Annotated in this window: 12 protein-coding genes; 2 read left to right on the top strand and 10 right to left on the bottom strand. The window is 35.6% G+C overall.

The genetic code is table 11. The features are described 5' to 3' along the window. Positions 1-4 precede the first annotated feature (4 nt). The 8 genes from V0410_RS10025 to V0410_RS09990 all read right to left on the bottom strand — a co-directional run bounded on the left by V0410_RS10025 (position 5) and on the right by V0410_RS09990 (position 9,302). A complete protein-coding gene (locus V0410_RS10025; protein ID WP_330747363.1) occupies positions 5-3,421 on the bottom strand; it encodes a hypothetical protein in 3,417 nt (1,138 codons plus the stop codon). Between the two features lie 10 nt (positions 3,422-3,431). Next, positions 3,432-5,060, bottom strand: a complete 1,629-nt coding sequence (locus V0410_RS10020) for a T9SS type A sorting domain-containing protein (RefSeq protein WP_330747362.1) — start codon at positions 5,058-5,060, stop codon at positions 3,432-3,434. A gap of 252 nt (positions 5,061-5,312) precedes the next feature. After that, positions 5,313-5,870: a putative glycolipid-binding domain-containing protein gene (locus V0410_RS10015; RefSeq protein ID WP_330747361.1), complete on the bottom strand. Its 558-nt coding sequence runs from the start codon at positions 5,868-5,870 to the stop codon at positions 5,313-5,315. Positions 5,871-6,078: 208 nt separating this feature from the next. Next, complete coding sequence (locus V0410_RS10010; RefSeq protein WP_330747360.1) at positions 6,079-7,149, bottom strand: tetratricopeptide repeat protein; 1,071 nt, start codon at positions 7,147-7,149, stop codon at positions 6,079-6,081. 98 nt (positions 7,150-7,247) lie between these two features. Beyond that, a complete protein-coding gene (locus V0410_RS10005) occupies positions 7,248-7,478 on the bottom strand; it encodes a hypothetical protein (protein ID WP_330747359.1) in 231 nt (76 codons plus the stop codon). 80 nt (positions 7,479-7,558) lie between these two features. After that, on the bottom strand, positions 7,559-8,095 hold the full coding sequence (locus V0410_RS10000; RefSeq protein ID WP_330747358.1) for a GNAT family N-acetyltransferase: 537 nt from the start codon (positions 8,093-8,095) through the stop codon (positions 7,559-7,561). A gap of 9 nt (positions 8,096-8,104) precedes the next feature. Then, a complete protein-coding gene (locus V0410_RS09995; protein WP_330747357.1) occupies positions 8,105-8,497 on the bottom strand; it encodes a VOC family protein in 393 nt (130 codons plus the stop codon). Positions 8,498-8,516: 19 nt separating this feature from the next. Beyond that, positions 8,517-9,302, bottom strand: a complete 786-nt coding sequence (locus V0410_RS09990) for a hypothetical protein (RefSeq protein WP_330747356.1) — start codon at positions 9,300-9,302, stop codon at positions 8,517-8,519. Between the two features lie 102 nt (positions 9,303-9,404). Here V0410_RS09990 and pafA point away from each other — a divergent pair, with 102 nt between their 5' ends. After that, on the top strand, positions 9,405-11,051 hold the full coding sequence (gene pafA, locus V0410_RS09985) for an alkaline phosphatase PafA (RefSeq protein WP_330747355.1): 1,647 nt from the start codon (positions 9,405-9,407) through the stop codon (positions 11,049-11,051). A gap of 91 nt (positions 11,052-11,142) precedes the next feature. Here pafA and V0410_RS09980 read toward each other — a convergent pair whose 3' ends face one another. Next, complete coding sequence (locus tag V0410_RS09980) at positions 11,143-12,273, bottom strand: tetratricopeptide repeat protein (RefSeq protein WP_330747354.1); 1,131 nt, start codon at positions 12,271-12,273, stop codon at positions 11,143-11,145. After that, on the bottom strand, positions 12,270-13,883 hold the full coding sequence (locus V0410_RS09975) for a helix-turn-helix domain-containing protein (RefSeq protein ID WP_330747353.1): 1,614 nt from the start codon (positions 13,881-13,883) through the stop codon (positions 12,270-12,272). Before V0410_RS09975 ends, V0410_RS09980 begins: the two co-directional genes overlap by 4 nt. Before the next feature lie 154 nt (positions 13,884-14,037). Here V0410_RS09975 and V0410_RS09970 point away from each other — a divergent pair, with 154 nt between their 5' ends. After that, positions 14,038-15,351, top strand: coding sequence for a T9SS type A sorting domain-containing protein (locus V0410_RS09970; protein WP_330747352.1), 1,314 nt, complete (start codon positions 14,038-14,040; stop codon positions 15,349-15,351). Positions 15,352-15,459 lie beyond the last annotated feature (108 nt).

Genomic DNA, 15,459 nt, shown 5'->3' with positions numbered 1-15,459 from the left:
CAGTTTAGTTTTTATAGTTGTATTTCATTTCTTTCAGCACTTTGCCATTCACATCAATGACTTTTTCAAGTCGGTTAGCCGAATCATAACTATAGCTTTCGGTAATTCCTGATGGTGGTGTGATGCTTCTTACTCCTACTAAAGGGTCATAAGTATAGGTCGTGATCTGATAACCGGATAATGCGGTATTACTTCTGAAGGTATTCAATGCTGATAAGAAGGCTGTTTCATCATTACCAGAACCTGCAGATGCATCTGTATTGGAAGCATTAACAATTTCTAAAATACCGGGAGATATTCCTGATAAACGTGCGTAAGTAATTCCTTCTATCTTAGCTATTGGCTGGGTTTGGTTATATCCCCAAACAATACAAACAGGAATTCCTTCTTTTGTAGTATACTGGAGTAAATTCCCTTTTTCATCATATTTATCATAGGTCACTTCAGTAGAAACAACATTTTGTAAATCAGTAGAATTTACCTGGTAAGGCACAGCCAACCCAGAAGTCTTTGTGTCTGCTTCAGCCTGATTGACAGGATATATAGACTCTACCTTGGAAATCATTATACCGTTCTTTTGAGCTTCCGTTTCCAGCGGAATACCAATCATATTTTTAACAGTCAAATATTGATTGTTTTTTTCTTTAGCATACTTATATTTTGAGATATGAGTATCTGCTCCCGTCTCATTTTGAGTTACACTTATAGGATAATCTTCCTGATTATACGTTGTGTTCGTTGTTTTAACAACAGAATTCTGAACTCCGTTTTTGTAGAAATATGTTTTTTCTTCTTTTTGATTAGGCAGTGTTATTCCAAACTTTTCAAAACCTTTATATGGGTTAGTGAGCATTACTCCAATGTGTAATTGATTATAAAGCGCCTGATAACTGCTGAAACCAAAAAGTTCGGAAACCATATTCTTTTCATAATTGTCATAAAGCTTAATTGCATCATTTTTTTCAAATTCAGTTGTAGTATATTGCGTTGTTGTTTCTGAAATAATCTGACCTGCTGCATTGTAAACCTTTTCTGATACTGGTTGTCCTCTTAAGTAATCAAGATTAGGAATAGGTATAACAGGGGGTACCGTAGATAAAATTCCATCATTTGGATAATCTATGGGAGATCTGAATGTATGGACTGTCTTCCCTTTTCCATTGCCATCTTTATCTTTTTGTTCAACAGTTACATATTTATATCCCACATCAGAACCCTGTGTTTTCTGAACCGGTAGAATATTATAATCTGTGGTTACTTTAAAATCAGCGCTATAGGTAATTGTAGGATTATAAAACTTATTTCTATAGGTGTAACTATCGTCAAAGCTTGTGATCGGCTCCGGGAAGACAAGAGAACCACTGCTTTTTTGCGGATCATTAATGTCTTTATAGTCATAAAAAAGTCCTTTAGCTGGTTCTGTAGAGGTCAGTGTATCGAAATATTTAATATTATTAATTCTGATACCTCCACCTTTTTTAGTCAGGAAGCTATTAAAATAGTGCTCTTTCGTATAAGCTGTAAGATAATATGAGATAGGTACTTGAGTAATACCTTTACTTCCTGTTAATGATAAATAGTAGGTTCCCGGTTGTAAAGTAACTGTTTCATAGTCATATTCTGTAAGAGGTTCTCCGTTTGGTCCTAAGTTCTGATTCATGCACTGAGCGCCACTGTTACTGATACAAGACTGCCAGCTTAAGCCAAAGTCCGCAAGGGAAGCAGAGTAGGTATTGTCTGCATTTTTTTTATAAATATAAAAATGCCAATTGGAATAAATCAGATTTCCAAGATCAAGATGAAGCTTGACTTTTTGTGGAGTCTGAATGGTGAAGAATTCTTCTTTTATTGATGAACTAAACGTATTTAAATCATAGGAAACAAAAGTATTATCTGTGTCAATCCATTCCCCTGTTACAGGTTCTGTTCCATTGATATAGCTATAAATATTTTCTCCAAAATCAAATACTGCTTTTCCTTTTGTAGGATATGTTAAAGATTTTAAAACGTCTGTTCTGTACGCATCACTATCTCCTTTATAATATCCCCATTTATCTTTTTGAAGTATTCCTGAATTACTATAATAATCTAAGTTGTATTCCTGATTTTGTGCATTGGGAGATGTCTTGGTAACTTTTGCCAGCATCATTTTCTGCAACGTTTTCATCGTACCATTTTCAGGTTGTAAATTTGTATTTGAATACCCATAATCCAACACATATTTATCTATGTATTGTTGTGTATTTTGCCCAATATAATTTGACTGAACAGATTTTAGTTTATAAAGTTCTGCAGGCTCCATATAATTTGAATCCAGCCTTCCCTTTTCATAATTTAAATAAATTGATCCTTTTCCTAAGATATCAATGCTTGTTAACAACTTGGTATTGGTTGTATTATAAACATACTGCGTTTCAAAAGCTCCAGGCATACTTCCATCAGAGATTTCAGTGCTTCCACTGGTGTTGGAATATTGTACATTTCCAGCAAGTCGCTTAATTGTAGTCGGAGTTTCTTCAAATTTAACAACAGAATTGAGATTATAATTAAAAGTAGCAAGAGTAGTATTATTCTGATCTTTGATATTTATCAGATTAAATGCAGCCCAATAATTTGCAATATCCATACTTGGGTTAGGGTTACCTATGCCGCTTATAATACCTATTTTTACACTAGTAATAGATTTTTGAGATTTTTCCATCCCTTCAAAAGTGTATCTGATTCCTTTATCATCAACAATAGTAAAACTGGTAATTTCAGCCGGAGCAATATCATTAATGATGATCTGTAAATTATTTTTGTCCAATTTTTCAGGTTTATAATTTCCATTATCATCTTTTATAATATAAAATCTTCCTGACTGCCCCATAAAATTGTATTGATACAGATCGTATTCCGTATCATATTTTCCCATGGCTGCCTCAAAGCTATAATCATTAAGATCAATTATTTGATCCTTCATTAATTTTGAAGTTGGATTATAAATTTCATTATAAATACCATATTTTGTTTTTGGAGGAGAAGAGAATGGGATGGTTCTGTTTTTCTCATCAGGGTTTCCTCCCCTAACTGTTCGGGAAATTGTTCCTCCTGCAATAATGCTCCAACCTAATCCTGTTTCACTAGCTCTATCTTCTGGTTTAGCATTTAAGGGGTGGTATTTTAGCTGTACAGCCATTACAACTTTAGGATTGATTGTTGGAATGCTGACTAAAGGAATATTAATATCAGGAATCCCTGTATAATAACTTACAGGAACTTCTTCAAATTTCATTAAATTGTTAGAAGTGGGTGCGGAAGCAAACATTTGGTTTATATCTCCAACATAACTTTTAGGATCACCTCCTATTCCAGACTGTGCAAGAACTATATTGTGTAGTGAAGCTAGTAATATAACTATAGCTATGGTATTTTTCTTCATGAATTAGTTTTTATTTTTTTATCAATTTGGCATTCGCAGTTTTATTTGTATCCGTTTTGATCGTCACCAGATAAGCCCCTTGAACCAAAGCCTGGGTGTTGATCTTAGTCACTCTATTCTTCGTTTTAATACTCTGAAGCTGTCTTCCACTCATATCATACAAAAGAATATCTGCATCCTTGAAATCGAAACCGATTTCTACGTAAGCATAATCAGAGACAGGGTTTGGATAGATCTTGATGTCATATTTTTCAATTAACTGATCAACCTGCTTGTCTCCCAGCTTGACAATCTTCCAGTTCTCTTTACCCAGTTCTTCTGCACTGGTTCCTGCCAGAATGATTGACCCATCTCTATTCAACTTTAAGTCTGAAAGTCTCTCTTCCTTCTTTTTCGATTCTCCTTTGATATGTTTTCTCCATTGTTCATTTCCATTCTGATCAAGATAGAGTATCCAAAAGGTTTCATCATCTGTTTGTATTCTTCCTTCTGCCTGAGTATAGCCACCTAATAAGATTCCTTTGGATGATTTGTCATCTGCTGAATGAAGAACACTCATTCCCATCAGGATATCTCTGTTTTTAAAATTGTAAGACTTCTGCCATTGTTCATCTCCTCTTTCGTTTAAAGAAATTAGCCAAAGGTCTGTTCCTTCCTCTAATCCGACGGTTTTATTTCCTGATCTTTCTGATCTGGATTCTCCGCCAATGATAAAACCATTTGAAGTTAATGCCAATGTTCTGATATGATCATCGCCTTTTCCACCGAAGTTCTTTTCCCATTCTATTTTTCCGTTTTTGTCGAGCTTTACAATCCAGTAATCGCCTTCGCCAAAGTTTTCTGTTTGCTTCGAGGTACGGGTTACGGGGTTCGGGCTTTGAGCGTTTGATACAGAACCCGCATCTCGCACCCCGGAACCTTTGTCAGATCCCGAAACACGGACCTCGGAACTCCTTGAATACATTCCCAGTAATGCTCCACCGTCTTTCGTTGGAATCATCTTCTCTACTTCGTCTAACCCTTTTCCTCCTAAAATTAATTGGGAGAGTTCTTTTCCGTCTTTATCCAGCCGGGTAATGAAGACATCTTTGGAACCATATCCTTTTGAGGCATTCTGTATATTTCCTGCAACAAAAAATCCCAGATCTGTTGTCTGTATAACAGCTCTTGCTTCTTCATCAGAAGAACTGCCTAATGTTTTCTGCCAAAGTTCATCACCAAATTCATTGATTCTGATCAGCCAGATATCTGATCCTCCTTTCGAATCGTCTTTTTTATCCAATCCTTTTCCTGAATAAGAGGTTCCGGCTAAAAGAAATCCGCCATCCTGCGTAGTAACAGTGGCTGACAGATAATCATGGTTTTGTCCTGAGAAATATTTTTCCCAAACTTCCTGCCCCTGCTGGTTTAGTTTTACCAAATGAAAATCGTAACCGTTGTTTTGCTTACTGCCTGAAGCCTGTTGCTTATTGCTTTGAATAGAACTTCCTGTGATCAAATATTGCTGATCAATGGTTGTTGTGACCTGGCTTAGAAAATCCTGGGTAGAGGATTGGATATCTTTCTGCCATACCACTTCCTGGGCAGATACGCCCAGGGCTGTGCATAAAGTGAATGCACCGAGATAGAATTTTTTCATTCCATGTTTTTTTGAGTTAGTAATTAGTTTCTTAAAACTTTGCGAATTTAACACTTTTTAAGGTAGGAAAATTATATTAGTGCGATTTAATGTAAAACCTACTGTTAAATATTTAACTTCCTTATTTATATTTAGCTTTTATATTATTCTGTAGCAAAATTATCTGCACACAACGACAAAACTTGTCGTTTTATTTTCATGATTTAAAATGTATTTTGTTAAGTATTCTTGACTAAATTGTTATTGTTTGTTTCAGAGTCTGAATTCTGCAATCTTTTCAAACAATTCAGGGTAGCTGGTGACTAATCCACTTTCGTCTACCGAAATTTCAGCTTTAAAATCGGTAACAATATTTTCATACAGGTATTTATTAACAGCTGTCCGGGTATATTGTTGTTGAACAGGTCTGATCTCATGTTTTAACACGTCAATGTACAGAACATCAATTTTTTGAGAATCCCTCTCGGAAAGTTTTAAATTGTTGATTGGTAGAGTGTTGGTGAACGGAGTAAGCGAAATGTCTATGAAATCGAAATGATCAAATTCAGGATTTACAACACCATTAATTTCCCATTGATCCTGGATTTTTTTCCCGGTAAGTGTTCTTTTTACCTTATTGATCTCCGATTCGATCAGAAAGTCTTGAACGAGCCAGTCTTTATCAATGTGAATTTTATATTCTATACTATATATTTTATCTTCAAGACAACCGATGATCTTTGATTCTACCGTATAGTTTTTATCATCAGATTGTAAATTAAAATATTCAAGAGATTGGTAAAATATTCCTTTCCAGATTAATGTTTTCATCAAATATTGTTTGGTGGGTAATGTGATTTCATTCGTTTTAACGGGTTTGATTTTCTCCTTGTGCTCCCGGAAATGAAGCCAGCCGAGTGAGAGATGGCACAATAATTAGAAAATGATAAACTTCGGAGCGTTTTGCAATATATTAATTGATCCTGTTTTTACGAAAATAATGAAGTTCGCTTAAATTCTTCGAAAGAAAAGCATCAGATTATTTAGGTAAAGGATCAGAAATGTACAGGTTTTTTTCATTAATTTTAAGAATATTGGCATCATTGGTGTACCAATCCACAAATTTTTCATATTCTGCTTTATTATTAATGAGCCAGCTATTAAACGCTTCTTGATCTCCTATCTGAAATAGGTAATAATTATAAGCATTAAATAGATTGTTATCATCCAATATTTTTTGATAGTCTAATAAAACATTTGACGGCTTATTTTTGTATTTCAGATATTCCCTCAATGCCTTTCTTCTGATATCTGACAAGTTTTCCAGATTGATTTCTTTTTTATCGACAGTAGCGAATGCAAAATATCCGCTGTAAAGAAGACAGAAAGGAAGAGGATCAGTAGGTTTACTGTCTTTTTTAATAGTAATAAAGGCCTGGCAAAAATCAACTGTTGTACTTTTATCTTTGAATTTTACTGCTTTTTTATACCCGTCATATAAAAGTTGACTCATTTCCTGGCTTCTGGAAGTGGTGCGTTCCAGATTTAAGAATATTTCACCATAAACAAGACCGTATAGCATATTATTAGAATTTAAAAATAATTTGGCTGCTCTGTAATAGTTTGATGGATATGCCGGTTCTGCCTTTATTCCGTTTTGGTAGCTTTCAATGGCCTGGTCTATTTTTTTTTCAAGTTCAAAAACAACCCCTCTCTCCAGATAAAGTTTTCCGGAAGACGGATACTTTTTTAAGCCTTCATCATACGTCTTTATAGCTTGTTCAGGATTATTGGCATAATCATATGCATTGCCGAGAAGGGCAAAATAATAGTCATCTATATTGGGATAATCTTTGATTTTTTCTAACAGTGATATGGCACTTTTATAGTCTTCTTTTCGGATATAGGCAAGTGCAATTTCATACGGGTAGGTGTAATCTTGTGGATCTTTTTTTTCACATTCTCTAAGGATAGCGATACCCTCATCATATTTTTCCTTATCAATAAGTTTGACAGCATCATAAACTTCTGCACATTTAAATGTCTTTTTCTGCGAATATATGAATGAAAAGGTAGTGAGTGCAACTATAAAATAAGTTTGTCGTAACATGAGTTTTTTGATATTAGTCCTAATGCAAATATGCATTTTTTTTAACTAAAAAGAGCGGAAAAACCGCCCTCAACAAATTTTTATCTAACAAGTATACTTTACATATAGACACACCCACATCCTGTTTCCCATTCCTGGCACAGACGCATCGGTTCATTACATCCGGGATTACCGCCACCGCCCGAAACTCTGTAACAGGTACCATCGCTGCAATAGTAGGAACCTATCGTTGGTGGGCAGTTGCCATCCATATCGCATAAGGCATAAGGAGTGTCACCTCCGCTGATCAGCACCAGCTGATTTCTCTTTAGTTTTTTAAGATTTTTCATAGTAATCATTTTTAATTTGTTGATTACTAATGTATAAAATTATTAACACACCAGCAAGTGTTTTAATGAATATGGTAAAATTACTCTATATCCAAAGTCATGAAAAGCGCAATTTCCTCTGTATTTTCATACAACCTTGTGTTGAGCCCGGTAATATTAAATCCCATTCTTCTGTAAAATTGTATCGCAGGATAATTGGTATTTTGTGTTTCCAGTTCAATAACCCTGCAATTTAATCTCCTAGCTTCTTTAATGGCGTTTTTAATCAATATGATTCCGATTCCCTGCCGTCTGTGTTTTTCGTCAACCAGAATGTTTTCTATATAAAAACTGTTGTTCCACGTTCTGTGTTCGCAGATGATCCAGCCTGCCAGCTCTTCATTGACAAAAGCACCAAAGGAATTTCCCTGTTCAATGATGGTATTCAATTCTTCAAGGTCTTCGGAAGTCGTTTCCCAGATTTTGGTATAAGGCAAAGACTTTTCCTTTATAATAAACTCAAAAGAACCTCCGAATTCAATAGATGAAACTACATATCGTATGTCTGTTGTATATCCGTTATGTCCCCATCCTGAGCTGGGATTGGAGGACAGCTGCTGTAATTTTTTTATTTCCACCTTTACATTTTATTGCATTTCAGTACAGATTTCTACCAGATAATTGCTGGGATCTTTGATATAAGCTGTTTTTTGTCCCCATGGTTTTACAGCGATACCTTCGTAGAGAACAGCCCCGTTTTTTAGTGCCTTTTCTACCAAGGCTTCCACATCATCCGTTGCAAATCCCAGTTCTATTCCAAAAGGTTTGTCTTCTTTTTTTGCAGTTAAAAAGCCCTTTTTAATATTGGAATTGGCCAGGCTCACAGAAGCAAATGAAAGACTTGTTTCCCCGGTCATCAGTTCGCCATAATCTTTTTCAGGAGTGATGAATTTTATTTCGGAACCAAAGGTGTTTTTATAAAAATTCATGGACAGTTCTACATCTTCCACGTACAGAATAACATACTTGAATTTGATCATAAGTTTGAATTTGAAAGGGTTATGTCTTGTTTACAATATATTCTTCATCTATCATCAACACTGGATGAGGTCCGTGTAAAGGATATTCCTTAAAGCTTCCGAAATGACCGAAATGAAGAGGATATTTCTGGCTAAGCTGCCTCACTTTACGTCCAAATGAATTGATGTCAACCTTTTGCAGGGAATCTTTTTTCTGTCTGCCATTGGTGAAAAAGAGCATCAGGTTACAATGATCTTTAAAATCAAAATCATTATAGTAAAATACATGGATGTTTTCTTCTCTGCATATACGGTCTAAATCATTAATAAGATCCTGCTTGTACTGCAAAGGCAGATTGCAATCAATTCTGGCTGCATAATTCTCTGCATTGCTTTTTCTGAAATCCGAACCCACCATCTGGATGAAGCGGTGTTCTATATTGTTGAATTCTTCTTTTTCCGGAGGAAAACTTTTGGTAGATTGAATGGTAAAAGGAACACTGTAATCCACTGATACAGCATTTTCCCGGATTAATAACTCTTCAATTTCTAATGCAAACTGAAAATGGAAATCAAAAAGCATATGGTCACCAATATTGATGATCATTTGATTTTCATCGATATTCAGGTGTAAATATGTCCTTTTATAGCCAGATTTTAGCTCTTGCAGTTTATGGACAAAATCAGCTGTATTTTCCACTTGTACTCTGGCAGTCAGTTCAGCAGGAGTATCAGCATGTCCTCCAAGTCCAGGAGAAAATTTGAAAAATTGAAAGTCATATAATTGTTCCGGAAATTTGAAATACCAGTATACGCCTAAAATCATAGAAGATTGGTTGATAATTGTACAATAATCAAAATTAAATAAAATTTCACACTCCAAAACTTTCAAAACCCTTAAATTTGTCAACAATAAAAATTTACTTGGATGCTTAGGAACATTTCAATTGCGGCAGCTACTTTATTCTCCGTAGTTACAATCAATGCACAGAAGAACAGAAATACTCAACTGGAAAGACCTAAATTAGTCGTTGGTCTGGTAGTAGACCAGATGCGTTGGGACTACTTATACCGTTTTTATGGTAAATATGGAAATGACGGTTTCAAAAGACTTTTAAATACAGGATATTCTTTGAATAATGTACATATTCCTTATGTTCCTACCGTTACAGCGTTGGGACACACATGTATCTATACAGGTTCTGTACCCGCTATTCACGGAATTGCAGGAAATGACTGGACAGATAAGGAAACAGGTAAAGGTGTTTACTGTACTGCAGATGAGAACGTTCAGCCGGTAGGTACTACCAATACAAAAACGGGAAGCCACTCTCCGAAAAACCTTTGGTCTACCACAGTCACTGACGAATTGAGACTGGCAACAAACTTCCAGGGAAAAGTAGTCGGTGTCTCTTTGAAAGACCGTGCTTCCATTCTTCCTGCAGGACACACTCCAAACGGAGCTTTCTGGTTTGATGACAGCACAGGAAATTTCATTACCAGTACGTGGTATATGAATGATCTTCCTCAGTGGATAAAATCATTTAACTCTCAGAATCTTCCTGAAAAGTTAGTAGCGAATGGCTGGAATACTTTACTTCCAATCAACGAATATACAGAAAGCGCACCAGACAATTCTCCTTGGGAAGGTCTGTTGGGAAGTGCAAAAACACCTACTTTCCCTTACAGTAATTTAGCAAAAGATTATCAAACTAAAAAAGACAATATCCGTTATACACCTTTTGGAAATACATTGACTTTAAAACTGGCAGAAGCTTCTGTAGAAGGTGAAAAGCTGGGTGGAGATAATATTACAGACTTCTTAGCCATCAATCTGGCATCTACGGATTATGCAGGACATAAATTCGGGCCGAATTCTATTGAAGTAGAAGATGTATATATCAGATTAGATCAGGATTTAGCTGAGTTTTTCAAGTATCTTGATTCAAAAGTAGGAAAAGGAGAGTACACGGTTTTCCTTTCTGCTGATCACGGAGGAGCACACTCTGTAGGATTCCTTAAAGAACATAAAATCTCTACAGGTTTCTTCGGAGAAGATGCGGAAAAGAATCTGAACGAGAAACTGAAAGAAAAATTCGGAACTGATAAACTGGTCAATGCCATTGATAACTATCAGATTTATTTCGACAGAAAAGTATTGGCAGACAACAAGCTTGAATTGGATGATGTTAGAAATTTCGCTGTAAAAGAAATTGAAAAAGATCCTACCGTTTTATATGCTGTTTCTGTGGACAAAGTTCAGGAGTCAAGCATTCCGGAGCCAATTAAACAAAGAATTATCAACGGGATCAACAGACAGAGAAGCGGAGATATTCAGTTAATCTCTCACGATTCTATGCTTCCGCCATATTCTAAAACAGGAACTACGCACAGTGTTTGGAATTCTTACGATTCTCATATTCCACTGATCTTTATGGGTTGGGGAGTAAAGCAGGGAGAAAGCAATAAAGAATATCACATGACGGATATTGCACCTACAGTATCTTCTTTATTGAAAATTCAATTCCCAAGTGGAAATGTAGGAAACCCGATTACTGAAGTTATTGGTAGATAAATGAATGGTTCGCTAAACATTTTATTGATAAATTAAACAATTACAGTATAAAAAAACATTCCAACCCGGAATGTTTTTTTGTTTTCATAGCTTAAGTTCTTCTTATCATCTGCTGTATCTCCTGATGAAACTTCTTATTTTGCTTTCTGATTTTTATAATAAAATATATAAGCAGAACTATAAAAATACCTCCCAGGAAAACAGAACCCATTTTAATATAACGATCGTCAGATTTTAGTTTCTCACTTTTTAAAGCGGTTTCCCTGTTATGATTGTCGATCACCTGATTAATAGACTTCAGTTCATTCTGTTTTCTTTGAAAACGCATTTCCAGGTGTTTTTTATTATACTGCTGATAAAGATCCTGTTGTCCCAAAGCAAGATAATTCTCAGCCAATTCTTTATAAAGTCCTTCGTTCAGGATAATATCTCCGGTATTTTTAGAAAGGTCCTCAGCTTTTAGTAAAAGGTTTATCGCTGCTTGATTTTCATGTCTTTGTTTGTGTATTTCAGCAATTCCTTTCAAAGCGAATGCTTCCAGACTTTTAGCATAGTTCTTCCGAGCATAGCTGACGGACTGCAGAAAAGACTCCTGTGCTTTATCAATTTGATTAAGGTTCAGATAACAGTACCCAATATTGTAATACACCACACTCATATTGGAATAAGTGGTTTTCTTTACGGGAACCTTTTCAAAATTCTGTATTGAAATCAGAAACTTTTCCAAAGCAATTTCTGAATTAGACTGGCTTTTATATACCATTCCTCTTATTGCGTAACTGGTTGCCGTCTCAATATATTTTTCAGGATTTTTTTCGGGAATTTTTGCAATATACTGTTCAGCCTCATTCAGTGTTTCAAGACATTTGCTGAAAAGTTCCATTTGCTGATACTGGATAGCGACTGAAATGAGAACTCCGGCCTGGCTTCTGGGATCATTGGTTTTTTGTAGAAGTTCCTTCGCTTTTAAAATATATTGTAAAGATTCCTCAAAGTTTCTTTTAGCAATATTGGCTGTTGAAAGCAGCATATAGAGATCAATGGAGGTTTTTATATCATGAGATTTTTTTAACAATTGTTCCCCGATTTTGATGGTGTTGTCAGGGTTGTCATAAATTTCAAGTTTTGCTTTTTTTATTAAGAGACTGTCGGGCGTCTTTTGGCCTTTCACCCCATGACAAAAAACAGCCAGCAGCAGTATTATTTTTAAAATGGATTTCATAAGGCTTTTGTTTTACTGATTTCCTGAATATAGGTGTTGGGAGACATGCCGGTAACAGATTTGAAAACAGTTGTAAAGGCACTGTGTGATGAAAATCCGGAGTATTCTGCAAGATAGCTCACTTTATAATTAAGAAAAGCCGCATCACTTCTTAGTAATTCTACAATGTGATTGATCCTGAGTTTGTTGATATACCTATTAAAATTTTTCTCCTTATTATTAATGACTTCGGAAAGGTACTTTGTATTGATTTCCATTTGAGAAGAAAGCAGCGACAGAGACATGTTTTTATTAAGAAATCTGTCGGATTTTTCAAATTCTTCTAACTTTTGCAGAATTTCATCTTCTTTTTCCTTCGATATTTTGGGCGTCCCGCTATCTTTTATTGTATTTGTTTTGTTTAAAATAGCCGGCTGAGTCTTTTGGCTGGTCTGCTTTTCAAAGAAATCAAACTGTTTTTTTAAATCTCTATTTTTACTTCTAATGACTAAAAAATAGGCAAGCAAGCCCAGGATTATCAAAGATATAATGAAGATTAAAACCGAGGAAGATCTTAAAAGCATATACCTCTGAAATTCAATGTTTTTATTCTGATTGGTTTCCACAAGCTTCACGAGATATCGTATCCCTTCTTTTGAACCGGAATCTGTTTTTGTTTTTAAATCAGTGTAAAGTTTATTGTACTGATGATATTTTGCATCATTATGTACCGCGTAATAATTACGGGACAGTGATTCGTAAATTTTAATTTTTAAATTATTAAACGGAAGATTCTCTATCAATCGAAGACCTGCCTCCAGTTTTTGAATAGAGGTTGCATAATCCTGTTTCAGGAAATAGTATTGGGACAGATTCTCATAAGCCAAACCTAAAAGAAACGGCTGGTTTTTCTGAGATTCAAGATCAGCAATCACATTTTCTATAAGTGTTTTATATTCTATCGATTTATTCTGCTTCAGCAGATAAGAAGAGCGAAAAATTCTGTTTTCTATTTTTAAAATTCTGTTCTCTTCATTATGATTCCCCAGGTATTGGTTGCTTTTATCAAGATTTTGTAAGGCTTCAGGATAGTTTCTGTTGATTCCTGAGTTTAATGCCTGAAGTTGATACAATTTTGCAGTGGTGATTCTTAAGGAACGATCATTACTTTTAGGAAGTTTCTGATCGGACAAAAGATTGGTAATAATTCTCTTTGACTGATTGTATAAACCCAGATTCTGATACTGATCGGCAAGATTATAACCACTGAAGACCTGCATACAATATGAAAGGTTATTTTTCTGATCAATATCTTCTTTTTGAGCAAAAATATTGACAGACTGTACATAGTCTCCCTTCAGGGCAAAAGCTTGTGAAATAATATTTTGAAGTACAATTTTGTGCTCTTTATTTTGATCACTCACAAGAATTCCCTGGGTATAACTGATGCATTCGTCGGGATTCTGATACAATTTCAGAAATGCTTTATCTGCTAGCATATTGAAGTCGGGGCCGGACTGTCCTTTGGTAATAAGGAAGCAGAAAGTGAAAATAAACAGTAAGATGTGAAATAATTTTTGTCCTGATAAATTGTTTTTTGTGTTTTTTTGAATAATTCCGGTAAAATCCATATTCAAAATATTGTTTTATATCTGTTTGGTTACTAGTATTTTAAAAATTAAACTCTTTTAAAATTCACGAATTATGAAAGTCAATTTCTTTTAATTGAGTGAATGTTGTATTAATATTGTTTTCACCAATTCGAAACGCTAAATATAATAAAATATGAAAAATTTTTACAGAATGTCAATGAAAATATTGATAGCTTGTCTTTTCCTGAAATTTGGTTTTGCAGAAGCACAGCTTACTGTAATAGGCCTGGGAAATTATAATGTAGGCGCAGTATCGGATAATGGAGTCGTAAGCTTGCACACCAGTGCAGGAAGTATATATAAATGGAATGCTGCAGGAGGACTTGTACAGATAGGTTCTATAACAAACGGGTATCCGGCTGCAGGCAGAACCATTGTTTCGAATGACGGGACCAAAATATCATCCTCCGTTACCAATGCCGCAACAGGATTTAATGAAATATCTACTTATGATGTTGCTACGGCCACATGGGTAAACAGAGGCGGGCTTGTACCTACAGGATGGGATGGCAGCGTAAGCTCTACCTGGGGAATGTCAACCGATGGAAATACTATTGTAGGGCTGGGATTCCTTACAGCTGCGAACGCACATGCTGTGAAATGGGACGAAGTAAACGGCGTGGTAGATCTGGGAAGTATAGTTCCTGGACGCAGCTCCAGAGCAAATGCAATCAATGCAGCAGGAACAGTGATTGTAGGTTGGCAGGATGAATCAACCGGAACGAGAAGCGGAGCAAAATGGCAGGATGGAGTGGAAAGTTTTATTACAGATAATAATGGGAATCATGTAGGAGAAGCAGGAGGAATTTCTGCAGACGGAAATACAATAATAGGTTCGGCAAATCCTAATCCTTATGTCTGGAATGCTGTGAGCGGACTTACTTATATAACGCATCCTAATGCTTCTTTCAGCTTCAAAGGAGGTGCCACCGGGATTTCTGCTGATGGGAAAAAAGTGATCGGGTATTACAGAGCATTTGGGGCTCCACCCATGTCAGGAGAAGGCTTTATCTGGACCTCTGCCGCCGGAAGGATAAACCTGAATGATTATGCGGCTTCTTTAGGAATTGCCACTAATGGAGTAACAATGGGACTTCCTCTTGCGATTTCACAGGACGGAAAGAAAATTGCCGGGTCAGGGACGAATGCTTCAGGGCAGATGATTGCTTTTTACCTCGATACTTCTGAATTTTTATCGGTGAGTGATGCTGTGAAAGAGAAAAACAATGCAGGTATCTATCCTAATCCAGTGGCTGACATCCTGTATTTTAAAGGGAAAGGAAAAATAGAGAAAGCAGAAATTTATAATATGGTTGGACAAAAGGTAAAATCATTGGATACTGTAGAAGGACAGATTGATGTTTCATCCCTGTCAAAAGGAGATTATATTTTACAATATTCAGTAAAAGGAGTACAACAGGAGCCTTATAAATTTATTAAAAAGTAACATATATAAATAGTAAAGTAGTGGGATGAATGGCTGTTTTCAGTATTGAAAGCGGCCGTTCTTTTTTGTGTATATAACAAAAGGATAGCATGTTTTGTATAGAAAAGT

The sequence above is a fragment of the Chryseobacterium sp. CP-77 genome, from assembly GCF_036362765.1.
GTDB classification, from domain to species: Bacteria; Bacteroidota; Bacteroidia; order Flavobacteriales; family Weeksellaceae; genus Chryseobacterium; species Chryseobacterium cupriresistens.
Note: the sequence above shows the minus strand (reverse complement) of the source record. Positions and strands in the feature narration are given on the sequence as shown.